Origin of the sequence: Pseudomonas putida (genome assembly GCF_028682475.1) — a bacterium.
GTDB lineage: Bacteria > Pseudomonadota > Gammaproteobacteria > Pseudomonadales > Pseudomonadaceae > Aquipseudomonas > Aquipseudomonas putida_AG.
The window spans coordinates 169352-193222 of the sequence record NZ_JANHLE010000003.1 but is presented as its reverse complement, the minus strand read 5'-3'; the positions used below and the strand labels follow the sequence as shown (position 1 = coordinate 193222).

Annotated in this window: 15 protein-coding genes; 6 read left to right on the top strand and 9 right to left on the bottom strand. The window is 61.5% G+C overall.

What is annotated here, in order from left to right:
- The first annotated feature begins 122 nt into the window (after positions 1–122).
- On the top strand, positions 123–1142 hold the full coding sequence (locus NPS47_RS04300) for a LacI family DNA-binding transcriptional regulator (RefSeq protein WP_274293863.1): 1020 nt from the start codon (positions 123–125) through the stop codon (positions 1140–1142).
- A 13-nt stretch (positions 1143–1155) separates the two neighbouring features.
- Here NPS47_RS04300 and NPS47_RS04295 read toward each other — a convergent pair whose 3' ends face one another.
- From NPS47_RS04295 to NPS47_RS04265, 7 genes are all read right to left on the bottom strand, one after another.
- Positions 1156–4440, bottom strand: a complete 3285-nt coding sequence (locus NPS47_RS04295) for a transporter substrate-binding domain-containing protein (protein ID WP_274293862.1) — start codon at positions 4438–4440, stop codon at positions 1156–1158.
- 7 nt (positions 4441–4447) lie between these two features.
- Positions 4448–5059 carry a response regulator transcription factor gene (locus NPS47_RS04290; RefSeq protein WP_274293861.1) on the bottom strand — a complete coding sequence of 204 codons (612 nt, stop codon included), beginning with the start codon at positions 5057–5059 and terminating at the stop codon, positions 4448–4450.
- Between the two features lie 233 nt (positions 5060–5292).
- Entirely contained in the window at positions 5293–7539 is a 2247-nt protein-coding gene (locus tag NPS47_RS04285) for a FepA family TonB-dependent siderophore receptor (protein ID WP_274293860.1), read from the bottom strand.
- Positions 7540–7804: 265 nt separating this feature from the next.
- On the bottom strand, positions 7805–9250 hold the full coding sequence (locus NPS47_RS04280; RefSeq protein WP_274293859.1) for a curlin: 1446 nt from the start codon (positions 9248–9250) through the stop codon (positions 7805–7807).
- Between the two features lie 17 nt (positions 9251–9267).
- Positions 9268–9741, bottom strand: coding sequence for a curlin (locus NPS47_RS04275; protein WP_274293858.1), 474 nt, complete (start codon positions 9739–9741; stop codon positions 9268–9270).
- 18 nt (positions 9742–9759) lie between these two features.
- Complete coding sequence (locus NPS47_RS04270) at positions 9760–11991, bottom strand: Ig-like domain-containing protein (RefSeq protein ID WP_274293857.1); 2232 nt, start codon at positions 11989–11991, stop codon at positions 9760–9762.
- A 35-nt stretch (positions 11992–12026) separates the two neighbouring features.
- Positions 12027–13373: a hypothetical protein gene (locus NPS47_RS04265; protein ID WP_274293856.1), complete on the bottom strand. Its 1347-nt coding sequence runs from the start codon at positions 13371–13373 to the stop codon at positions 12027–12029.
- A gap of 294 nt (positions 13374–13667) precedes the next feature.
- On the opposite strand from NPS47_RS04265, the gene NPS47_RS04260 reads away from it, so the two are divergent.
- The 5 genes from NPS47_RS04260 to NPS47_RS04240 all read left to right on the top strand — a co-directional run bounded on the left by NPS47_RS04260 (position 13668) and on the right by NPS47_RS04240 (position 22041).
- The gene (locus tag NPS47_RS04260) at positions 13668–15080 is read left to right on the top strand and encodes a sensor histidine kinase (protein ID WP_274293920.1); all 1413 of its coding nucleotides are present in this window, start codon (positions 13668–13670) and stop codon (positions 15078–15080) included.
- 176 nt (positions 15081–15256) lie between these two features.
- Entirely contained in the window at positions 15257–18040 is a 2784-nt protein-coding gene (locus NPS47_RS04255) for a multicopper oxidase domain-containing protein (protein ID WP_274293855.1), read from the top strand.
- Between the two features lie 17 nt (positions 18041–18057).
- Complete coding sequence (locus NPS47_RS04250; RefSeq protein WP_274293854.1) at positions 18058–19038, top strand: SCO family protein; 981 nt, start codon at positions 18058–18060, stop codon at positions 19036–19038.
- Between the two features lie 107 nt (positions 19039–19145).
- Positions 19146–20642 carry a sensor histidine kinase gene (locus NPS47_RS04245; RefSeq protein ID WP_274293853.1) on the top strand — a complete coding sequence of 499 codons (1497 nt, stop codon included), beginning with the start codon at positions 19146–19148 and terminating at the stop codon, positions 20640–20642.
- Complete coding sequence (locus NPS47_RS04240; RefSeq protein ID WP_274293852.1) at positions 20611–22041, top strand: sigma-54-dependent transcriptional regulator; 1431 nt, start codon at positions 20611–20613, stop codon at positions 22039–22041. The genes NPS47_RS04245 and NPS47_RS04240 overlap by 32 nt, the downstream gene beginning before the upstream one ends.
- Before the next feature lie 60 nt (positions 22042–22101).
- Here NPS47_RS04240 and NPS47_RS04235 read toward each other — a convergent pair whose 3' ends face one another.
- Together NPS47_RS04235 and NPS47_RS04230 are read right to left on the bottom strand one after the other, a co-directional pair.
- Positions 22102–23295, bottom strand: coding sequence for a hypothetical protein (locus NPS47_RS04235; RefSeq protein WP_274293851.1), 1194 nt, complete (start codon positions 23293–23295; stop codon positions 22102–22104).
- A gap of 88 nt (positions 23296–23383) precedes the next feature.
- The gene (locus NPS47_RS04230) at positions 23384–23851 is read right to left on the bottom strand and encodes a VOC family protein (protein WP_274293850.1); all 468 of its coding nucleotides are present in this window, start codon (positions 23849–23851) and stop codon (positions 23384–23386) included.
- Positions 23852–23871: the final 20 nt, after the last annotated feature.

Genomic DNA, 23871 nt, shown 5'->3' with positions numbered 1-23871 from the left:
TTGTATTCAGCAGTCTGGATGCTCATTTCAGGTCACCTGCAGTTATGCATTGCCTGCGTACTGAGACAGCGCTACCTTAGTGCCCGTTCCCCATTCTTTGCAAGTCGAAAATAACATTCCCCATGACCCGCATTGGCTCCCGTACTACCGGTCGTCCCACTCTGGCTGAAGTGGCCAGGCTTTCCGGGGTTTCCCCGATTACTGCTTCGCGCGCCCTGCGCGGAGTCAGCACGGTTGCCCCGGAGCTGGTCGAGAAGGTCAAGCTGGCAGCCACCACCCTTGGCTATGTCGCCAATCCGGCGGCCCGGGCGTTGGCCTCGGCGCAGAGCGAATCGATCGTGGTGTTGATTCCGTCGCTGTCCAACCAGCTGTTCATCGAGACCCTGGAGGCCGTTCACGAGGTCATGCGCCCGCGCGGCCTTGAGGTGCTGATCGGTAACTATCACTACGATATCGCCGAAGAAGAGAACCTGATTCGCAACTATCTGGCCTATCAGCCACGCGGCATTCTGCTCACCGGTTTCGATCGCAGCGAGGCGTCCAAGCAGATGCTCAGCGCCAGTGGCGTGCCCTGTGTGCACATGATGGAGCTGGGGCAGCAGGAGCAGGGCATGTCGGTGGGCTTTTCCCAGCAGCAGGCCGGTGCGGCGGCGGCGGCACACTTACTTGAGCGCGGCTGCCAGCGCCTGGGCTTCATCGCCGCGCAGCTCGACCCTCGGGTGATGCAGCGTGCCGAAGGCTTTCGTCAGGCACTGGTGGACGCAGGGCGTTATGCCAGTGAACTGCAGGTACTGTCGCCGCAGCCTTCGTCCATCGGTCTGGGCGGTGAGTTGTTCAGGCAGTTGCTCACCGAGCATGGCGATGTCGACGGCATTTTCTTCTGTAACGACGACCTGGCCCAAGGGGCGATTCTTGAGGCACTGCGCCTGGGCGTAAAGGTACCGCAGCAAGTGGCGATGGTCGGTTTCAACGATCTGCCGGCTTCGGCGCACATGGTCCCGCGCCTGACCTCGATCCGCACCCCGCGCGCTGCCATTGGCCGTTGCGCCGCGCAGGCCTTGCTGGGCTTGCTCGATGGCAAGCGTGGCACCGTGCACAACCAGGATCTGGGCTTTGAACTGGTGGTTCGTGAGAGCAGTTGAGCGGTTGGAGCTGTCAAAGCACCAGGGTTTGGCTCAGTTGCTTTTCCAGGGTCAGCAAACTGTGCTCCAGCGTATTCAGCAATGCGCTGAGCTGTGCATCCGTGGCACCACCGACACTGGCCTGCTCCAGCGCTTCGCAATGGCGCACCAGATCGCGTGCCTTGAGCATCTTGGCGCCGCCTTTGATGCGGTGGGCCAGGGCGCGCAGGCTGCTGCGTGAAGGCTGAGGGCCCAAGGCGCGCAGTGCATTGAGGTCATCATGATTGCTGCGTGACAGTTCACCTACCAGGCGCCGGATCAGCGCTGGGTCGCCCAAGGTCAGGTACTGCAGGTTGTCGATGTCGAAGCCGCTGGCGTGCCCGTCAGGGGCGGCAGTTTCCGTCAACCGCGCCGGGGCAGTATCCGCCTGTAGATGATTACGCAGCTCGGCCAGGCCAATGGGTTTGAACAGACAATCGTCCATGCCGCTGGCCAGGCAACGCTCGCGTTCCTGGGCCTGGGCATTGGCTGTCAGGCCGAGAATCAGGCAGGCGGGCCGCTGCAGCCGGCGCTCCTGCGCACGGATCTGGCGGGCCAATTGATGCCCGTCCATGTCGGGCATGTGGCAATCGGTGATCACCGTATCGAAGTCGCCTTCTTGCCACAGCGCCAGGGCCTGGCGAGCGTCGCCGGCCTGAATGACCCGGTGGCCAAGTAGCGTGAGCTGGCGTTCAAGGAGCATCAGGTTGGCGGGGTAGTCATCCACCACCAGAATCGACTGCGTCGGCATGCTGCTGTCGCTGGCCTGGGGCTTGTTGTCGGTGTGATCGGCAGGTTCGGCCGCAGTCAGGCGCAAGGTGACCTGGACGCGCGTGCCCTGGTGCAGGGCACTGTACAGGGTCAATTCTCCACCCATCAGTTCACACAGGGTACGGCTGATGACCAGGCCCAGCCCGGTGCCCTGGCGCGCCGTTTGTGTACCGACCTGGGCAAAGTGCTGGAACAGGCGCTGCTGATCGTCGCTGCTGATGCCGATGCCGCTGTCTTCGACGGCGAGCGTCACCTGCAGGTGACCAACGCCGGGTTCAAGATGCCGAAGGCTGACCTTGACGCTGCCCTGGTCGGTGAATTTGATCGCATTGCTTACCAGGTTCGAGAGGATCTGTTTAAGCCGCAGCGAATCGACCATGACCAGATGCGGCAGAGGCTGCAGATCGCTTTCCAGTCTCAGCCCTTTGAGCCTGGCGTTGCCTTCGAATACCCGCAAGGTGGCGCCGATCAGGACATTGAGGTCAGTCGGCTGCGGTGCCAGGGTCATGTGCCCGGACTCGATACGGACGATGTCGAGAATGTCGCCGATCAGCTCCAGCATGCCATTGGCCGATTCAAACGCTACCTGCAGCGAAGCGCGGTCGGCACGGCCTTGCTCAGCGTCTTTGACGGCTAATTCGAGCAGACCGATGACCGCATTCATCGGCGTACGGATTTCATGGCTCATGGTTGCCAGGAAGGTACTTTTGGCGCGGCTGGCATCTTCGGCCTGCTCTTTGGCCAGGCGCAACTCTTCAAGCAGGCGCTTGCTGAAGCCCAGTTCCGTTTGCAGGGCCTGCTCGGCCTCGCTGCGTTGGCGGATCAGTTTGCGCAGGTAGCGGTTCCACAGGATCACCGCTGCGATCAGGATCCCGGCGCCCGCCAGGATCTGCAGGATAAGCCCGCGATAGTTGTACCAGAGGCTGTCGCTGATCAGTGCGTTGGTTCGCCAGCGCCCGGTCAGTTCGGTCATTTCGTCGGGGGGGATGCTGAGCAGTGCTTTCTCGAGGATCGAATGCAAGTATGTGGCGTCACGGCCCACCGCGAAGGAGAAAATACCGGGTTGGTCACCGTATATCGAGGCGATCTGCAGACGATCCTTGAACATACGGCTGACAAAATAGGCCGCATTGATCTGCGAGCTCAAGGCCACATCGGCTTTGCCCTGTGCCACAGACTCCATCAGCGACAGCGGGTCATCGACCGCTACCAGTGTGGCTTGCGGATAGCGCAGACGCAGCTCGGCTTCGACCGGGGAGGCGTCACGTATCAACGCCAGGCGCTTGCCGTTAAGTTGTTCGGCGCTGCTCAGGCTGTGGTTATCAGTACGGGTGACCAGCACTCGTGGGGTAATCAGGTAAGGGCGAGTGAACAGCAACGTGCCTTCGCGAGCCGGGGTGGGCGGCAGCACCCCGGCGATATCGACGTTACCTTGTTCGACCTGGTTGATCATTTGCGCGATTGAATCGACCACTTGAATGTCGAACTTCAGCCCGGTGCGCAGGCTGACCTGGTCAAGGACATCGGCAGTGATACCACGAAACTGATAATGGTCATCGTAAAAGCTCATCGGCGCAAAGTACTTGTTGATCGCCACCCGCACGCGTGGATGCTGCTCGATCCAGCTGCGCTCGGCGGCGCTCAGGCTCAGGCTGCTACGGTTGAGCAGGACCCGGGTACTGCCACTGGTCCAGCGGCGCAGAATATTCAACCGATCGTTGTCTCCGATGCGGTCCAGCGCCTGATTGACCAGGCGCAGCACGACAGGGTTGTTGCGCGACACGGCAAAGGCGAAGGTACCGCGCAGATTCTTGATGAAATGATCGATCTGCACGCTGTCCAGGTAGACGCGGGTGATCAGGTAGTCACTGCTGACGGCGTCGCCCAGAAATGCATCGGCCTTTCCCAGCGATACGGCCGAGAGCCCTGCCAGGTTGGAGCTGTAAAGTTGCAGTTTGGCTTGCGGGTAGAGCGCGGTGACTACGGGCGTTGGCAGGTAATGATCAACCATGGCCAGGCGCAGCCCTGTAAGTTTGTCGTTAAGCCCCAGGGATTTCCCGGCGCCGATGGCAATTACCGATTGGTCGTCGGTGTAAGGACGGCTAAGTACCAATTGCGCGTCGGCGGCTTCGAAGGCGTTGGAACTGCCCAGCAGATCGATCTTGCCGGCATGCAAAGCGTCAATCGCCTGGGCGCGATCGGCAAAGCGCCGGACCTCGATCGGAATGCCGAGCAGCTCACTGATCAGCCCGGCATAGTCGGCGGTCAGACCTTCATAATCACTGCGGCTGACGTTGATATCGAATGGCGGGTAGTCGGGAATGGTAGTACCGAGCAGCAAGTGATGTTTGTGTTTGAGCCAGTTGCGGTCTTCGGCGCTCAGGGTCAAGGTTGTGCTGCTGAGCGAGCGGGGCAGCAGCTGGCGTGGTTCACCGACATCGATTGCACAGGCGAGGAGTGTCTGCAGGCTGAGCAGGCCACCTACCAGTAAGGCTGTGAGCCGGTTCATGGCGGGCTCAGAGCGAATGACGGCGCGACAGTTCAATCAGCTCTACGAATGAACGCAGCTCCAGTTTGTCCAGGATCCGGGTTTTGTAGGTGCTGACGGTTTTGGCACTCAGGTGCATGCATTCAGCAATGGCGTTGTTCGATTGTCCTTCTATCAGCAGCCGCAATACGGCGAGCTCCTGATCGGAGAGTTTCTTCAAACGCTGCTGTTCACTGAGCAGTGGACCGTGCTGCATCGGCAGGTCAGGAAAAATCGAATACCCTCTGACCATCGCTTTCAACGCCGATACCAGGGCTTCGAGGTCTTCATCCTTGCGAATGAATGCCGAGGCACCTGCATCCAGGCAGCGACGGGCAAACAGATTGGCGGGTTGGCCGGTCAGTACCATGACGCGCGGCGCAGGTTCGAGCTGTTGCAAGCGTTTCAGTACGCTCAGGCCATCAATACCTGGCAGACCAATGTCGAGAATCACCACGTCGGGGCGAAGGTCTCGTGCCATCTGTGCTGCAGTTTCACCGTCGTGGGCTTCACCGACGATCGTAAAGTGTTCGCGTTCGAGCAGCATGCGAACGGCCAAGCGGACGGTGGAGTGGTCGTCAACGATCAACACAGAGGTCAAAGTTCAGCTCCTTGTCGAGGTATGTAAGCGAATTCCCGAATCATTCAGGAGGGCGGCTCTGGCCTGGGCCGGAAGGGCGCCAACGATACGTCGAATCAAGGAACGATAGTACGGGGAGTATAGTTGTGTTGAATTAACCAGGTACCGCTGACGAAAAATCCTACAGGTGGTGAGTTTTTATCCGGCAGGACCCGGTCGGGGCCGACACAGTGTCGTGCGGCCCCTGTAGGTTTTTAGAACGAAGTGGTGAAGGAGGCGTAGTAGGCGCGTCCAGCTTCGTTGTAGGTCAATGCGCCGGCTTCGTCAGAATTGCCTTCACGGTACAGACGCTTGTCGAACAGGTTGTTGACCCCGACACGCACACTCAGGTGCTTGTTGAATTCATAGCCACTGCTGATGCCGACCAGCCCATAAGGATCGACATCCTTTTGCACCTTGGGGTCCAGCGTTTCATTGGCCCGGGCGTTGTAACTGGGTGCTTCCTGCTTGCCATAGTAGGTACCGTTGAGCTGGAACGAGAGTTTGTCGGTGGCATTCCAGTCCAGGGTCGAGTTGACTGTGTACTCGGGGATGATGCTCAGCGGCTCGCCGGTTTTCTTGTCTTCTGACTCGATCATGTAGGTGAAGTTGGTGTTCCAGTCCAGGCGTGGTGTGAGCGCGACGAACAGGTTGCCTTCCACCCCTTGCACTACCGCCTTGCCGGTATTCTCCCAGCGCAGGATGCGCCGGCCGTTGGGCAGGCGGAACAGGGTCTGGTTACCGGCCTCGATCTTGTTCTTGTAGTCGTTGCGGAAGTAGGTGGCGCTGGTGCGCCAGGTGCCTTTGTCGTACGCCAGGCCCAGCTCTTTGTTGACGCTGGTTTCCGGGTCGAGGTTGGCGTTGCCCAGCAAGTAGCAACCACCTTCGTTGACCTCGCTGGAGTTGCAGCCAGCGCCACGGCTGTAGAGCAGATAGTTGGGGTTGGCCTGGTACAGGTTCGGAGTCTTGTAGGCGCGGGCGATGCCGCCCTTGACGCTCAGGGCTTCGGTGATCTGGTGCGAGGCGTTGAGGCTCGGGCTCCAGTTGCTGCCGAAGTCCTCGTGATGATCGTAGCGCAGGCCGGGGGTGACGATGGTGTTGGCGCCGACTTCGATGTTGTCTTCGGCATACAGGGCGAAGCTGCGCGCCGTGGATTTGGTCTGGGAACGGTCGAAACCTGGCAGTTCGGCGCCCGGGTCATAGCTTTGCGGGCGCAGCGAGCCTGGGTCGTTGAGCGACTCGTAGAGGTACTCACCGCCCAGGGTCAGCACTTGCTCAAGGCCGAAGCTCAGCGGCAGGTTGACCTCACCGCTGGCGCGGGTGTTGCGCAGGCGCGATTCAAAGCGCCCGGCACTGCCTGAAGGTGCACCTTCGCCCCAGCCGGCCAGGCCTTCATTGAGCCGGCCGTTACGGGTCAGGTCGTAGGACAGCGACGCGGTCGAGGTGCCCCAGTCGTAGTCGCCGCGATGGGTCGCGGCGAAACTGGAGCGTTGCATGACGTTGGTTTCCTTGCCGACCTGGCTTTCGACGAACTCGCCACCGGCGTTGAGCATGGTGTCACCGGCGAAAATGTTGCCCTGGCGACTGTAGCTTGACTCCAGGTCGACAGTGTTGGCCGCATCGATCTTCCAGCTCAGCAGGCCGTTGATGTCCTTGTTGCGCACACCTTCACGACCGGCCATCAAGGATTCTCCGTAGGCCTGGTGCGCCGCGTTGATTTTCATGTCATCGGCGTCGGTCTTGTTCAGGTTGCCGTATACGCGAAAGATCAGGCTGTCGGTCAGCGGCCCGCTGAGGCTGAAGTTGATCCGCTTGCCAGTGCCCTCGGCATCGTCCTCGGGGAGCATGGTGTACAGGGTCATGGAACCGCGCAGGTCCTCGGTCGGGCGTTTGGTGATGATGTTCACCACCCCACCCATGGCGCCGGAACCATAGCGGGCGGCGGCCGGGCCGCGGAGGATTTCGATGCGTTCGACTTCTTCAGCGGGTACCCAGTTGGTTTCGCCACGGGTGTCGCGGTCGCCGCTCCAGCCATAACGCACGGCATTGCGCGAGGTGGACGGCTTGCCATCGATCAGGATCAAGGTGTTTTCCGGGCCCATGCCGCGCAGGTCGATCTGGCGGTTGTTGCCGCGCGCACCGCTGCTGCTGTTGCCGGTGAGGTTGACCCCGGGTTCGCGGCGGATGATGTCGGAGAGGTCATTGACCGGCGGGCGCTTCTTGATGTCTTCAGCGGTGATGATCGACACACCGGGGGCTTGTTTGAGCTCCTCTTCGGCGGTTCCCAACACTTTGGTGTCTTCGAGTTCTATGGCCTGGCGGCTGCCCGCGACCGGCAGGTCGGTAGGCTGGATCTGCACTTCGTCGGCTGGCAACTGCAGGGGAGCGGCGGTGAGGGTCGAGGAGCCCAGTGTTGCCAGCAAGGCAATATTCAAGGGGCTGAGGTTGAAGCGCGACACCATGTCAGATTTCTCCTGAAACAAAGGGTGAACCCCCAGGACGGAAAGGCCCGGTGGCTCGAAAGGCTGAGAATGATAAGAGTTACCATTCGCATGTAAACCCTTCGGGAGAAAAATAAAATATTAACGAACAGGGTGGTAATGCTCTGCGGTGCGGGTTTCAGCGGGGCAGGGAGGCCGGCTAAGCGCTAAAAAAAAGGACCGCAGCCACCCCCATCGGTAGCCACGGTCAAATCGGGGAGAGAAGGGCTGAGTTCCTACAGGGGGGTCACTGCTGCAGTACCGTGGCCTGGTTGCCGTAGCCATACTGCTGGACAGTCGCGTTCATGCTCGCGCCGCTCTGGTCAACCGTTGCCTGGTTGTAGGAGCCACCTTGAGTCACGTAGGCGACGTTGACGCCTTCGGTTTGTTTGATGGTGGCGCTGTTGTGGTCACCGTAGAGCTGCCAGGTGGAACTCTGGTTGCCAGTGCCGGACTGGTCCAGCTTGACAACGTTGCTCTCGCCAGCGCTGGAGCCTGTGGCGTAGTTGGTGGTGCCGCGTTGATCGGCGATCAGCAGGTTGTCAGTGCCGTTCTGTTCAAAGTACAGCTCGTTATTGGTGTCGACCTGAGTCAGCTCGGCGGTGTTGCCGGTGCCGTACTGGTCCAGCCGTGCCAGTTGCGCCACGTCCTTCTGGGTCAGGTTGGCGCTGTTGCCGCTGCCGTTCTGGTTGATCACCGCAGTCTGGCTGGTGCCGAACTGGCCACCGGTCTTGTCGCCTTTCCAGTTGCTGGCCAGCACCTTGTTGCCCGAGCCGTTGGAGCTGACTTCCAGCACATGGTTGTCGCCGGTCTGGTAGGTGAAGCTGACGTTGCCGTTACCGGACTGGGCCAGGGTCGACAGCGAGTCTGTCGACTCGTACTGGTCGGCGTAGATGGCGTTGAGATTGCCGCTCTGGAAGATGCTGGCAATGTTGTTTTCACCAAAGCTCTGGTCAATTACGCCTTCGTTGGTCATGCCATATTGGGTTACCGTTGCGTGGCTGCCGGCCTGGGTGTCCTGCCAGACTTCGGTGGAGTTGCCGGTGCCGTTCTGGGTAATAGTGACGGTACCACCCTGACCCTCGCGCTGGTCGCCATAGGCCCAGTTGCTTTGACCGGTCTGATAGATGCCGATCTGGCCGTCAGTATGGTTGATGTGTTCGGCGGCGCTGTAGTTGTCGATACCCGACTGGATGCTCAAGGCGTTGTTGGCAGCACCGGTATTCAATTGTTCGACGAAGGCACGGTTATCGGAACCGTACTGCACCGTGGTGCCGGTGCTGCCAGTCTGGCTGTCCTGGTAGACGAACGAGAAGTTGCCGCTGCCTTCCTGGGTTTGCTCGGCCTGGTTTTCGGTACCCAGGGACTGGCTGGCATGGGTGTTGTTCATCGACCCGGACGATTGCTGCTTGATCTGGCTGCCGAACTCGAACAGTTGCTCGGCATACCCGGCGTTGTAGTCACCGACCGTGCTCTGCTGGATGCTGCTGTTGCCACCTTCCTGCTTGGCGGCGTGGTTGTTACCCAGGCCAACCTGGTCCTGGGTGGTGACACTGAGCGGGGCGGCGGTCTGTTTGACCTCGGCGATGTTTTCGGTACCCGACTGGTTCTGGGTCGACTGGCTTTCGTCAGCCATCGCCTGGCCAGCGAGGCACAGAACTATGGCGGCGCTTAAGGGAGCGAGCTTGAACATGGTGGTGCCTCCAGGTTTCAACGGTATTGGTTGACTTGCACACGCTGGCCGCTGCCGGCCTGGACCACCGAGCTTTGCAGCCCGGTGCCGTCCTGTTTGATGCTGGCGCTATTGCTGTTGCCGTATTGCTCGATGTTCGCGCGGTTGTTGCTGCCGCTCTGAGCAATAGAGGCGCTGTTGCCATAACCTTGTTGGTTGACGCTGGCCATCAGGTCGTTGCCTTGCTGCAGGATGTACGCCTCTTGTGCGCCACCCGACTGCACGATGCGGCCCAGCAAGGCCTGACCGTCCTGGCCGATGGCGGCGCGGTTGGCTTGACCGTTCTGTTCGATCTGCGCCTGCTGCCCGGTACTGGCGGGCAGCGGTTGCAGCGACAGCGGTTCACCCAGGTCGCCGCCAGGGCCGAGGTCGGCGTTGTCCATCAAGTCGTCGGCCAGGGCGGCCTGACCGAGCAAGGTCAGGCACAGCAGCAAGGTGGTCAGGCGCGCCATGGTCATCTCTCCTGCGTTCTACTGCACGTTGACCGGCACGGTACGGACAGTGCCCTGGCTGGTGCGGATGGTCGCCGACGGTGCTGCGGTCGGAATCACCGTGGTGCTGTTGCTCACCGTCAACCGCCAGCGTCCGGTCAGCGGTACCGTGGTACTGCCCAGAGTGACCAGCCCGCTCGGGGTGGTGACCTGCACGGTGACGGTGTTGCCGGTGGTCACCGACGAGGTGCCGGAGAGGTCCCAGTTGTAGCGGTTGTTGGAACGCGCGGTGACGGTCGCGGTGGTGACGGCGAAGGTTTCTGCCGCCGGCTTCGGCGAGACCTGCACGGTTACCGTGGCAGGCGTCGACAGGGCCCCGAGGCTGTCGCGGGCGATGTAGGTGAAGCTGGTGGTGAACGGCGCCGGGATCGAAGCCGGTGGGGTGTAGGTGACCAGGTTGCCGTCGGTGCTCACCGTGCCGCGGCCATCGATAGTTTGCGACACACTGGCGACCGCCAGCGGTGTGTTGCCTTCCGGATCGCTGTCGTTGAGCAGGACGTTGATCGGCAGGGCGACACCCAGGGTTGCAGCGCTATCGTTGACGACCGTTGGCGCCCGGTTCGGGGCGACGTTGATGGTGACCGTGGCCACTTCCGACTTCAGGCCTTTGTTGTCCTGGGCCCGGTAGGTGAAGGTTGCGGTCATCGGCCCGTTGACCACTGGCGGCGGGGTATAGAGCACTGCAGCGCTGCCGCTGGGGGCGACGGAGCCTTGGTCCGGGCCGGGTTGGGTAAGGTCGGCGATGCTCAGCGGCACGTTGTTGTCCGGGTCGCTGTCATTGCTCAGCAGGTTCAAGGTCAGCGGCACGCCGAAGCTGGTGCTGCCCTGGTCGGCTTGCGCCACCGGCGCCTTGTTCTCGCCCTCGACCGGCGCATTGCCGACGATCACCACTGCTTCGGTATCACTGCCGCCGGCGGCGGACTTGATCGTAACAGTCGCCGGAGGCTGTGACAGACCGTTGACCGTCAGGGTTTGCACGGTGCCGGACTTGGACAGGCGGCCATAGCCCTGGGCGACCAGGTCAGGCACCTGCACTTCGTCACTGGAGCTGGCTTCGATGCGCAGGCGCTTGTTGGCCCAGTCGTAGCGCGCCGTGGTGACCTTGACCACATCGCTGAGCTTGCGCGACAGCGCGGTGGGGCGGGTTGCCCCGTTAGGGTCGGTGGCGGTGACCACGATCACTGGCGGTGGCGCGCCAGTGCTCAGATGGTGGGCGAAGAACAGGCCGTAGTTGTCCGCCAGCAGGTCGAACTGGCAAGGCGACGGCTTAGTGCCGGGGACCAGCGCCAGGGTTTCGCGGAAGCACAGGGTGGCGTCTTTTGGCGCCTTGGCAAACACCTCTACCCGGGTGCCGGCGGAAGTACGCCGGTAGCTGGCACGCTCAAGTTCCGCCGGGGTCTGTTTGCGTGCATCGAGGACTTTGCCGGAGACGGTGAAGACATCCGTACGGATGCTGCCGGGCGGCCCCTTGATCTCCACATAGTTGGTATTGAACGGGCTGCCGACGACCGCCTCGGTGATGTTCGGGTCGCCGATGAATTCTTCGGTGGCGGCGGTATCCGGGTTGATTTCTTTGTAGGGGCCACCCGCGCCGCGCAGGAACGGCCCCAGGGCGCCTTTGAGCGCACCGCTGAAATCGCCCGGGGCGCCGATACCGATGTCACGGGTGATGTTGATCGCCCGCCGTCCGGGCGTCGTGACGTTGACGGTCTCGACACCGTAGGGGTGGGTGATCACGTAAGTGCCGGCCTGGGGTACCGAGACGCGGATGCGGATCCGCGCGAAGCTTTGCTGATCGCCGTCGACCGGGTTCTCGCTGGCAAACGCCGCTTCGATACCGGCGACATAGACATCCATCTCATAGCCACTGTTGCCGACTGCCGGAATCGAGGTTTCAGCCAGGTACCAGAACATCTCCGGTGGCCAGTTGTCCGGGAACACCAGCGGCAGGGCATCGTCGTAGATGCCTGGCTCAGGCAGCAGGGTACACATGTAGGCGGGTGGCACCGACACCGGCACCCGCGAACTTGCCGCCCTGGACTGGCACAGCTCCATGGCCAGGTCATTGTGGTCCTGGTACCACATCGGGTAACGCCCGGTGGCCAGGGTATAGGGGCCCGGATCGACCGCTTTGAGGCCGGCCCAGGCAGTGCCAGCCAGCGAGAGGGAAAGCCCGGCTGCGCAGAGCGCCAGGCGTGGCCAGTTATTCATGCTGCCTCCTGCTACGGGACGTGGCGTAATGATGTTCATGGCACGAGCACCACTTCTTCGCTGTCGCTACCGCCATAGGCGCTGGTTACCGTGACCGTGGCCGGTGGCAGCGGCGTCTGTCCGGTGATGAGGGTCTTGACCGCGCCATTGCCACTCAAGGTGCCGATGGCAGCGCCATTGCCGGTGGTGGCGGTGAGCCCCGGCGGGCTGGTTTCGTCGCTGCTCGAGGCGACCAGGGTCAGTTCGCCGGAGTTCAGGCTGTACTCGGCGCGCTGGATCACCACCAGGTCGGTCAGCGGCAGGCTCAGCGTGGTCGGGGTACTGCTGGGGATCGCCAGTTGGTTGTCGGCAGTCACCTGCAGGTCGATGGGCAGTGACGGGTTGAGTGCCGACTGGCCGTACCAGGCACCGGTGGAATTGGCTTCGGTAAGCTTCAGGGCCGGGGTCTGGCTGATCAGGGTGGCGGTGCCCGGTGGCGGGGGCGCCTGCACGAAGACATCCTGCTGGGCGCGCAAGTTGCCGTTTTCGTCGTGACGAGAGAAGGTGCTGCGCTGGGCAATCACCGGCGTTGGCCGTACGACCTCGGAGAGTTTGCCGGAGACCGAGAACAGCGTGGTACGCAGGTCCAGGCCATTGGGCCCTTCGATACGCACGAAGTTGGTGTTGAACGGGCTGCCGGTGACCGCTTCTTGCAGGTTCGGATCGCCGATGTAGCGCTCGCTGACCTGAGTGTCCGGGTTGGTTTCAGTGTATGGGCCGCCGACGCCACGCAGGAACGGGCCGACATCGCCTTTGAGCGCACCGGTGTAGGTTTGTGGTGTGCCGATGCCGATGTCGCGGGTCATGTTGATCGCCCGGCGTCCTCCGGCAGGTACATCGAAGACTTCCACGCCGTAAGGGTGGGTGATGATGTAAGTACCGGCGGTTGGCACATCGACGCGAATCCGCACCCGGGCAAAGCTGACCTGGTCGCCGTCATGGACATCCTCGGCGGCGAAGGCGGCCTCGATGGCGGTGCCGTAGCTCAGGTCAATCCCGCGTGCTGCGTCGACAATCGCTGCGTCGGCGGTGAACCAGAAGGTCTCGTCGGGGTAGTTGTCAGGAAAGCTGATCGACTTGGTGTCGTCGAACACCCCTGGCGCCGGGTTCAGCACACACATGTATGAAGGCGCGCCGGGTGCGCCGGCCACTCGCGAACTGACAGCCTTGGACAAGCACAGGTCAAGCACCCGGCCATGGGTGTCCTGGTACCAAGCGGCGAATCCACCAGTTGCCGGCAGGTAAGGGCCGGGGTCTACTTCAAAGAGCGCGGCCTGAGCCGGCGCTTGAGTCAGGCTAGCCAGGATCAGCAAAGCCAGTGGGTGGGGCATTGGACGGTGCATGAGTCTTCCCTCTTGCAATCGGGCCCATGGGGTTGGGTCGTCTGCACAGGGTTCGGCAACTTCCATACCAATTTTTAAAAAACCTTGTGGAACAAGGCCTGCAGGGGAATTTAGCGTTGCCGCAGGCTGGCAAGGGCGGGGCCGATGCCCCATGGTTGGGGGCAGTTGGGGCAAGCGTGCGGGGCAAGTGAAAGCAACTGGGCTATAACCTAAGAAGTCATTTGTCAGGAGTACGCAATGGACTTGCAATCACGCTTGGAGTCATCTTCCGTGCAAGAAACCGCGCATGACCAAATGCCGGTCAAGCGGCCGTTCAATCTGTTGCGTTGGTATGCTTTCGTCAGTCTGGCGATCATCCTCTCGGTGGCCGTAGGGCTGGGCCTGATTTCCAGCCGATTCGTGATCAACGAAAGCATCGAGCGCGACGCGCTGCTCACTGCGCAGTTCATCCAGTCCATCGCCGCGGCCGAAGTGCGCCACGTGTCGATTCCCAATGTGCGGACCATGGGTGAATTGCTCGACCCCCGGCTGGATCAGAGCTTTCCCGAGGTCAACCCCGAGGCGCGGCGCAATGCCCGCGGTGAGTTTCTTGACCATGTTGCCCATTTGCCGGACATGCTTCTGGCCAACATCTATGCCCCGGACCGTACGGTGATCTGGTCAAGTAACCCGGCGTTGGTGGGGCGGATGATCGAGTCGGACGAAGACCTCGATCACGCCTTCGATAACAAGGTGCGGGTCTCGGCCAGTTACCACAACGTCGATCAGGCGCGCAGCGAACAGAAATTCATCACCCCGCCTGAGAGCCTGTTCATCGAGAACTACATTCCACTGTTCGATGCCGATGGTGTGAACGTCACCGCCATGGTCGAAATCTACAAGGAACCCCGTGACCTGATCGCGCGTATCGAGCACGGCCTGCTGATGATCTGGGCCGCTGTCGCAGTCGGCGCTGCGCTGGTCTATGGCGGCCTGTACTGGTTGATGTACCGCGCCAACCGGCACTTGCAGCAGCAGCAAAAACGGCTGATCAACAATGAAACCTTTGTCGCGCTGGGGGAGATGTCTTCGGCGGTGGCGCACAGCTTGCGTAACCCGCTGGCCAGTATTCGCTCCAGTGCCGAACTGGCCCAGGAGGTTGAGGAAGGGCCGGCGCAGAAGAACATTGGCGACATCATCAGCCAGGTCGATCGCATGTCGCATTGGGTGCGTCAGTTGTTGCAGTCATTACGCCCGCTCAATGACGAGGCGCAAGCGGTGGAGCTGGAACGGGTGCTGCAGGACAGCCTGCAGGCGTTCTCCCTGCAGCTCAGGCGCCAGCGCGTCGAGGTCCGGGTCGACCCGTTGGCCAATGTCCAGGTACTCAGCCAGGCGGTGTTGCTCGGGCAGATCTTCAACAGCCTGATTGCCAATGCCCTGGAGGCCATGGGCGACGGTGGGACGTTGCGCGTTGAGCAAGTGCGTCAGAGCCGAAAGACCTTGACCTTGCGCCTGTGCGACAGTGGCAAGGGCATGACCGATGAGCAAGTGCGCATGGCCTTCAGGCCGTTCTACACCACCAAGCAGGGAGGGCTGGGCGTAGGGCTGGTGCTGGTCAAACGGATCATGGAGCGCTTTGGCGGCACGGTGCGCCTGAGCAGCCGCGAAGGCGAGGGCACCAAAGTGCAGCTGAACTTTCGCGTGGCCCAGGGGCCAGTGCAGGGCTGACGAGTGGGTGGCGCTGAAACCCGAATCTGGGGGAGGTTTCCCCCATTTTTATTTAACGTTTACTGATGGTTTTTGTTGCTAAGTCATTGATATTTCGCTTGTACATATCTTGAAACACTTTTGGCCAAGTAATTGCAAATCGACATTACCGGTTGGCAAACACTGGGTGAAAGATCATGAGCAAGCGAGTGTATTACCCCTTGTGCCTGAGCGCTGCTCTGGCATTGCTGCTGGCGGCTGAAGTGCCTGCCAGCCCGATTGACGATGTCGAGCCGCCGGAGTCGGGAGATCCGTCGGCCTACAACGATGTACCCGCCGATCCCGCAGCTGCCTTGAACAATCTGTCGCTGTTGCCGGAGGCCAATGTCGGCGCCTTCGACCTGCCCGATGGTGTCGAGGGCGACCGTAGTACGCCGCGTCAGGAAAACCCCCGGCCACCGGCACTGCAGACGTCGTTCAACTACCCCACCAACGGGGCTCCGAGCCCGATGTTTGGTGCTCAGCCTTTCAGTCAACAGCTGTTGCTGTTCGAAGAATTCGGTCCGACCCGTCTGGACCCCACCACCCCGTCGGGTCTGCAGGTGTTTCCCGCGCCCACTACCGGTCCTGCACCGCAGCAGGACCCTGTCAATGTGTCCCGCAGTGCGCCTAACGGGCCACTGCTCGATGCCTTTCTCAAAGAGCCGGGGCTGACCCCGTTTCCCAGCCAGTATGCCAATGTCGTCGATCGCAACCCCTGGCAGGCGCAGATCGAGACGTTTCTCAATCGTCACATCGGCGCTTCGGCCGAAGGCCGGCCACCAGGAAAAGGCTGGTCGCACCAGCGCTGGAACGAGTTCTATCCGCAAGCGGCCTACAAGACTGCCCAGGCCGGCGCACGGATCAACGGCGGACTGCGCGACGCCATGCAGATGCACCACTACAGCGTCGGTGAATTCGGCCCCGGTGGTCTGTATTACAACACGGCCGGGCAGGCCAACACCCTGGGCACGACCAAGGGCGTCGACACGCGCTTTCATCCCAACATGCCCTTGCAGGATCACAAATCGCTGTGGACCTTCGACGGCACCCTGCCAGCCAAGCTGCTGATGGTGCGTTACGGCCAGCCGCTGTTGATGCGTCACTACAACGCCTTGCCGATTGACCCGGCGGCAAACCATGGTTTTGGCCTGCACACCATCAGTACCCATGAGCACAACGGGCATGCCCCGGCGGAAAGCGACGGCTATGCCAACGCCTTCTTCTTCCCCGGGCAGTATTACGATTACCGCTGGCCGATCCAGCTGGCCGGTTACGACAGCATCAACACCCGCGCCGAAGATCCGCGGGCGGCGTTTCCGTGCACGCCCGGCGAAAAACTCTGGGTCAACGATGCGCAGCCGGGCCTTAAAACCTGTGACAACGGCAGCATCCGTATCCGTGGCGACTGGCGCGAAACCATGAGCACCCATTGGTTTCACGACCACATGCTCGATTTCACCGCGCAGAATGTCTACAAGGGCAACGCGGCGATGATGAACTATTACAGCGCCCTGGATCGCGGTAACGAAGCCTTCGAAGACGGCGTCAACCTGCGCTTGCCCAGCGGCTCGGCGTTGTCCTGGGGCAACCGCGACTATGACGTCAACCTGCTGATCGCCGACAAGGCCTGGGGGGCGGACGGCCAGCTGTGGTTCAACCCGTTCAACACCGACGGCTTTCTCGGTGACCAGGTGCTGGTCAACTGGCAGTACAAACCTTACCTCGACGTGCGCGCGCGCAGCTACCGCCTGCGGATTCTCAATGGCTCGGTGTCACGCTACTTCAAGCTGGCGCTGGTGCGCGAGATCAAGGGCAGTGGCGGCGAGTTTCCCGGGCCCAAGGGGTCGGGGCTGTCCTACGCGCGGGTGCCGTTCCACATGATCGCCAACGACGGCAACATCATGGAACACGCCGTGCCGTTTGACGGCAGCATGGACCTGGACGCCGACGGCGACCGTCAGAACCACAACGCGATACTGCCGACCCAGGGTATCGCCGAGCGGTTCGACATCGTCGTCAACTTCGCCAAAAACGGTATCAAAGCGGGCGACAAACTGTTCTTCGTCAACCTCAAAGCCCATGACACCGGCAAAGGTCCGAAAGAGGACATCCCTCTGGCTGACGTGCTGTCGGAGAAGTACCTGGCGGTGATCAAACAGACCAGCAAGGGCCCGCAATGGGACAAGGGTGACCCCGCAGTGGGCAAGGTCCTGCAACTCAACGTCAAGGCCTACAGCGGCCAGGACCTGGCCATGGACCCGGCGGCCTATGAACCAGCCAAACCGGGCAAGGCCGAAGGCAAAATCATGATCCCGCTCAAGCTGCACCGTGATAACCCGGCCGATCTGGCTCGCCTGGCCCAGGCCCGGCACCGGACCTTCATCTTCGGCCGCTCGGATGGCACCGACCAGGCACCGTGGACCATCAAGTCCGACGGCGGTCTGGGCTACAACATGGACCCACGCCGGCTCAGCGCCGCGCCACAGCTGGCCACCGGCCCCACGGATGGCGGTTACGCCGGCGCCGGCACCCTGGAAGTGTGGAAGATCCAGAACGGCGGCAATGGCTGGAGCCATCCGGTGCACGTGCACTTCGAGGAGGGCATCATCCTCAGCCGTGGCGGCAAGGCCCCGCCGGAATGGGAAAAATGGGCGCGCAAGGACGTCTACCGCATCGGCACCGAGAGTGACGGCCTGGACAATGTCGAAGTGGCGATCAACTTCCGCGAGTTCGCCGGGACCTACATGGAGCACTGTCACAACACCCAGCATGAGGACAACTCGATGCTGTTGCGCTGGGACATCGACCATCCCGGCCAGTTGCAACTGATGCCCACGCCACTGCCCAGCTGGGACGGCGTCAAGTACATCAATTCCGCCGCGCTGCCGACCTGGCGCAGCGGGGATGGCAAGGGCCCGCAAGTCAAGATCAGCAACTAGCCGAAGGGGGAGTGGCCATGGGACGTTTATCGATCTGGCTGAGTACGGCACTGTTGTGCTGGGCCTTCCAGGTACTGGCAGAAGAAGCCACCCCCTGGGGCGCGGGGTATTTTCCGAACACACCACTGACGGACCAGGACGGTCAACAGGTGAACTTTTTCGACGACTTGATCAAGGGCAAGGTCGTGGTGATCAACTTCATCTTCACCGGCTGTGGCGACTCCTGTCCGCTGGAAACCGCACGTTTGCGCCAGGTCCAGCAACTGCTGGGGGACAGGGTCGGGCGTGATGTGTTTTTCTATTCGATCAGCATCGACCCGCTCAGTGACACCCCTGAAGTGCTCAAAGCCTACGCGGCCCGTTTCAAGGTCGGACCGGGCTGGCGCTTTCTGACCGGAGACAAGGACCAGATCGACCAATTGCGCCGGCGTCTGGGGCTGTTCATCGAAGGAGTCGACAATGGCCGCAGCCGCGACCACAACCTGAGCCTGATTGTCGGCAACCAGACAACCGGGCGCTGGATGAAGGCCTCGCCGTTCGAAAACCCCTGGATCCTCGCCGACCAGTTGGCCAATAGCCTGCAGAACTGGAAGACGCCCAGTGCCGAGCAAAGCTATGCCCAGGCGCCGGACATTCGCCCACCCAGCAGCGGCGAGGAGCTGTTTCGCACCCGCTGCGCCGCGTGTCACAGCCTGGGCCCGGAAGATGGCCAGGGCATCGGCATGCGCAGCGTCGGGCCGGATCTGCTCGGCGTCACCCAGCGACGCGAGCGGGCCTGGCTGAGCCGCTGGATCCGTGAGCCTGATCGCATGCTGGCTGAGCGCGATGCGTTGGCGGTGGCGCTCTATCAGCAGTTCAACCGGGTGGCCATGCCCAACCTGCGCCTGAACCAGCAGGATGCCGACAACCTGCTTGAATTTCTTCAGCAGGAAACCGAGCGACAGGGGGCGCTGAAGCAGGCACAAGCAGCAAACGATGGGGCCGGCAGCGTGCAGTAAAGGCAAAATACTATCAGTGGGCGACTGGCCATTAGTATTGATTCAAAACATCGTCTCCTGGCTGGGCTATAAGTTGTAAGAAAAAAACAGCCCGCCAGGAACGATCGATGCAGGTGCTGAATAAGAAACTGGCCGATGAGGGCCACCCAAATCAAGCTTCAACTGATCGTACCTTGCGCGAATTCAATCTGTTGCGCTGGTTCTCGGTGGTCAGCCTGTTGATCATTGCCTCGGTGGCAGTGGGGCTGGGTTATGTCTCGACGCAGTTTGTGGTCAATGACAGCGTCGAGCGCGATGCCATGCTCACCGCGCAGTTCATCCAGGCCATGGCCAAGGCCGAAGTGCGCCATTCGCGGATTCCGCCGGGCATCACCATGGCGCAATTGCTCGATCCGCGTATGGACAAGCAGCACCCGGGGGTCAGCGCCGACCTGGCGGCGTCTACGCGCATCGAGTTTCTCGACCACGTCGAGCACCTGCCCGACACCCTGCTGACCAATGTCTATGCCCAGGACCGGACCATTGTCTGGTCCACCAACCCGTTGCTGATCGGCCAGAAGATCGTCGGCGATGACGACCTCGACGAGTCGTTCAATTCGCAAGTCCCGGTATCGGCCAGTTATCACAAGGCCGATGAAGACCGTGAAGAACAGAAGTTCCAGCGTGATCCGCAGTACCTGTTCATCGAGAACTACATTCCCATGTTCGACGAGAGTGGCACGCAAGTGCTGTCGATGGTGGAGGTGTACAAGGAACCGCAGGACCTGGTGCGGCGCATTCAGCGTGGCTACGTGCTGATCTGGACGTCAACCGTGCTCGGCGGTGCGCTGATCTACTTCGGCCTGTTCTGGATCGTGCGCCGGGCGGCGAGCCTGCTGCATGCACAGCAGACCAAGCTGGTGGCCAGCGAAACCTTTGTCGCCCTTGGCGAGATGTCCTCGGCGGTGGCCCACAGCTTGCGCAATCCGTTGGCCACTATCCGCTCCAGTGCTGAACTGGCGCAGGAAATTGCCAGTGAGAGCTCGCAGAAAAATATCGGCGACATCATCAATCAGGTCGACCGTATGTCGCGCTGGGTGCGTGAGCTACTGGTGTCGTTGCGGCCGTTGAAGGACGATGCCGAAGCCGTTGATCTGATTGCGGCGGTTGAAGACACCTGCAGCGCTTTTGCCCAGCAGACCGAGCGCAACAAGGTGCAACTGGAAGTCAGCACGCCGCCGACGGCATGGGTGGTGAGCCAGCCGGTGTTGCTCACGCAGATCCTCAACAGTCTGTTTTCCAATGCCCTCGAGGCGATGCCAGGCGGTGGCCGCTTGACCCTGGAGGTGCTTGAGCTGACGGGCGAAGGCAAGGTCCAGCTCACCTTGAGTGATACTGGCAAAGGCATGAGCCAGCAACAAGAGCGAATGGTTTTCAAACCTTTTTTCACCACCAAGCAAGGCGGCCTGGGCGTCGGCCTGGTGTTGGTCAAACGAATAATGGAGCGTTTCGGCGGCGCGGTCAGCCTGACCAGTCGCGAAGAGGAAGGAACCCGCGTATGCCTGACTTTCAATGTTGCAGCGGGAGGGGACCATGGAGCACAGCATCCTGGTGGTGGAGGATGATGAAATCCTTGCTGAAAATATCCAGACCTATCTGGAGCGTAAAGGCTTCGAGGTCACCGTTTGCCATAGCGCCGAGGAGGCACTGGAGCAACTGCCCCGGTGTCAACCCGATGCAGTGCTGACCGACAATTCATTGCCGGGCATGAACGGCCATGAGCTGATCAAGGCCTTGGCCGAGCGGGCGCCGGAGCTCAAGGTGATCATGATGACCGGCTACGGCAACGTCGAAGATGCCGTGCTGGCGATGAAGGAGGGGGCCTTTCACTACCTGACCAAACCGGTGGTGCTGGCCGAGCTCAAACTGATGCTCGACAAAGCCCTGGCTGCTGAGCGCCTGGAACGGACGCTGTCGTTCTACCAGGAGCGCGAAGCCCAAAAATCCGGTGGCCAGTCGCTGATCGGCGAGTCGCCGGCGATGCTCGGGCTCAAGCACACGCTCACGCAGCTGCTCGATGCCGAGCGGCGAATGGCCAGCGGAGATTTGCCGCCGGTGCTGGTGGAAGGCGAGACCGGCACAGGCAAGGAGCTGGTGGCCCGTGCCCTGCATTTTGATGGTGCGCGCAGCAAGGGGCCGTTTATCGAGTTCAACTGCGCCTCGATTCCGGCCAACTTGCTGGAGGCGGAGCTGTTTGGCCATGAGAAAGGCGCATTCACCGATGCCAAGGACCGCCGGGTGGGGCTGGTGGAAGCGGCCGATGGTGGCACGCTGTTTCTCGACGAGATCGGGGAAATGGACCTGATCCTGCAGGCCAAACTGCTGAAGCTGCTGGAAGACCGGACGATCCGCCGCATTGGCGCGGTGAAGGAGCGCAAGGTCGATTTGCGCATCATCAGCGCCACCAACTGCAACCTGGAGCAGATGGTGCAACAGGGCAAGTTTCGCCGTGATCTGTTCTTCCGCCTGCGGATCATCTCGATCAAGGTCCCGAGGCTGTATGCCCGGGGTGAGGACATCTTGCTGCTGGCCAGGCACTTCCTCGCCCTGCATGGCAAGCGCTATGGCAAGTCGCACCTGTATTTCAGCCCGGACGCCGAAGAACTGCTGCTCAATTACAGCTGGCCAGGCAACGTGCGGGAGTTGCGCAATATGCTCGAACAGACGGTATTGCTTGCGCCTAACGAGGAGATTGCGCCGCATCAGCTCAATGTCTGCATGAGCCTGGTGGATGAGCCGTTTGAGATGCCGGCGCCGGCGTTTCATGACCACCATCACGGCAGTGCCGAGGTGCCGGCTTCCACCAGCTTGCCTGAGGTGGAGCGCGAGATGGTGCGCAAGATGCTCGACCGTACCGACTGGAATGTCACCAAATCGGCGCGGCTGCTGGGGCTGAGCCGGGACATGTTGCGTTACCGGATCGAGAAGCTGGGGCTGACCCGGCCGGATAAGCGGCAGTGGTAAAAAAACTCGCAGGGCAAGCCGGCTCCCACTGACTCCGGTGGGAGCGGGCTTGCCCCGCGATTACTCACGCCCACGCATGAAGAAACCCGCGACATACTTGCGAAAGGTATCCAGGCTCTTGAAGTCGGCATAGCGCTTGAAGGTTTCGCCTTCGGGTTCGGGCCCCAGTGGTTGCTCGGTCAGCGATACGGAAAGCACCCGGTCCTGATCGGAGCTGAGTATCAAGGCATCCATGCCCTGGCCACCAATGACCGGGCGCCGCATGATCACCCGGACGCCTTTGCTGGCCATCCAGTCGATCAAGGAGATGAGCATCTTCAACGGCTCGCGCTCTTCATCGCGATACACCGGAAACAGCTGCCCACGCGACAGCACCGGGACGCTGGCGACATGGATCAGTTCATAGAAATGGCTACCGGCACTGGCCGGTGAGTAGATCGCCAGGGCCAGCAGCGGCCCCGGGGTCTTGCTGCCGCCCCACAACAGGTGATGGCCCTGGAAGTCGAAGCCGTCTTCGCTGCGTTCGTTGTAGACCTTGCGCGCCTTGATCTGGCCGACGCAGTCGAGCATCAAGCCGTAGCGCCGATGATTGCCAAAAGCGCTGGAGTCCCGCAGCCGCGCCTTGAGCATCATCATGTGCTTCATGTCCAGACGGGTTTCCAGGTAGTTGCTGGCCGGCACCCGCTCGATCAAGGGGTAACGACTGGCGACGCTGCGCAGTTCGGCAAATTGTCCGCTCAGGTCTTTTTTCAGGTGGCTGGCGTAGACGTTCAGGCCGCCGGCTTCGATCAGCGTCAGCAGCAAGGACAGCAGACGATGCTGTTCGCGCTTGTCGCCACCATTGTTGGTCTCGCCCCCGCTCCCAGGAGTGGGGCGGCGAAAATCGCCGATCAGACGCAAGGGCGTGTCGGGCGGCAACCAGGCGGCGGGGAAGGCGTCAGCATCTTCTGGGCGACCAGTTTCGCGCTCATCTTTGATGAAGGCACAGTCGGGCGCATGCTCGGCGGTGCCAGGGTTGTTCTTGAGAAACAGGGTGCCGGTGTTGCCGTTGAGATTGACGTTGAGGATCGGCATTGCACGCGGTTGGCAATCACACGCCAGCCAGTGTCCGGCAGCGCGGACCTTGAGCAACAGCTGATTGGCCTGCAGCAGGCGCGGGCCGGCCAGGTTGCCCTGGACAAACCCCTGCAGCAACTCGTCTTCGGCAGGGGTAAGCGTGCGCACCAGCGCGGTGTTTTTTTCGATGATTCTCATGAGCAATCCTGGCCAGCCTTCCTGTGCCCGCCACCTTAATGCAAAGCCCGGCTGGCGGCCATGGCTCGCCAACCGGGAACTGCCGGGTTTACTGTCCGCCGAACAACTTGGCGGCGCGGGCGCGGATTTCTTCCACCGAGACGTCCTCAACGTGGGACGAGACGAACCAGAGATTGCCGAACGGGTCTTTCAAGGTGCCGCTGCGGTCACCGTAGAACTGGTTCTCCACGGCTCTGACCTGGGTGGCACCGGCCTTGAGGGCTTGGTCAAAGCGCGCATCGACATCGTCGACATACAGGTGCAGGCCAATCGCTGCGCCAGCGAGCGACTGGCTGCTGACCAGGCCACCCGGCATATCGCAGGGGTCGGCGAGCATCAGCGAGGAGTCGCCAATCTTCAGCTCCGCATGCCCGATCCGCCCATCCGGGCCTTCCAGGCGGAACATCTCGACCGCGCCGAACGCGGCTTTGTAGAAGTCGATGGCCTTGCCGGCATCCTTGATGCCCAGGTAAGGGGTGATGCTGTGCTGTCCTTCGGGGATTGGTTTGACGGCCATTTTATGGATCCTCCTTAGCG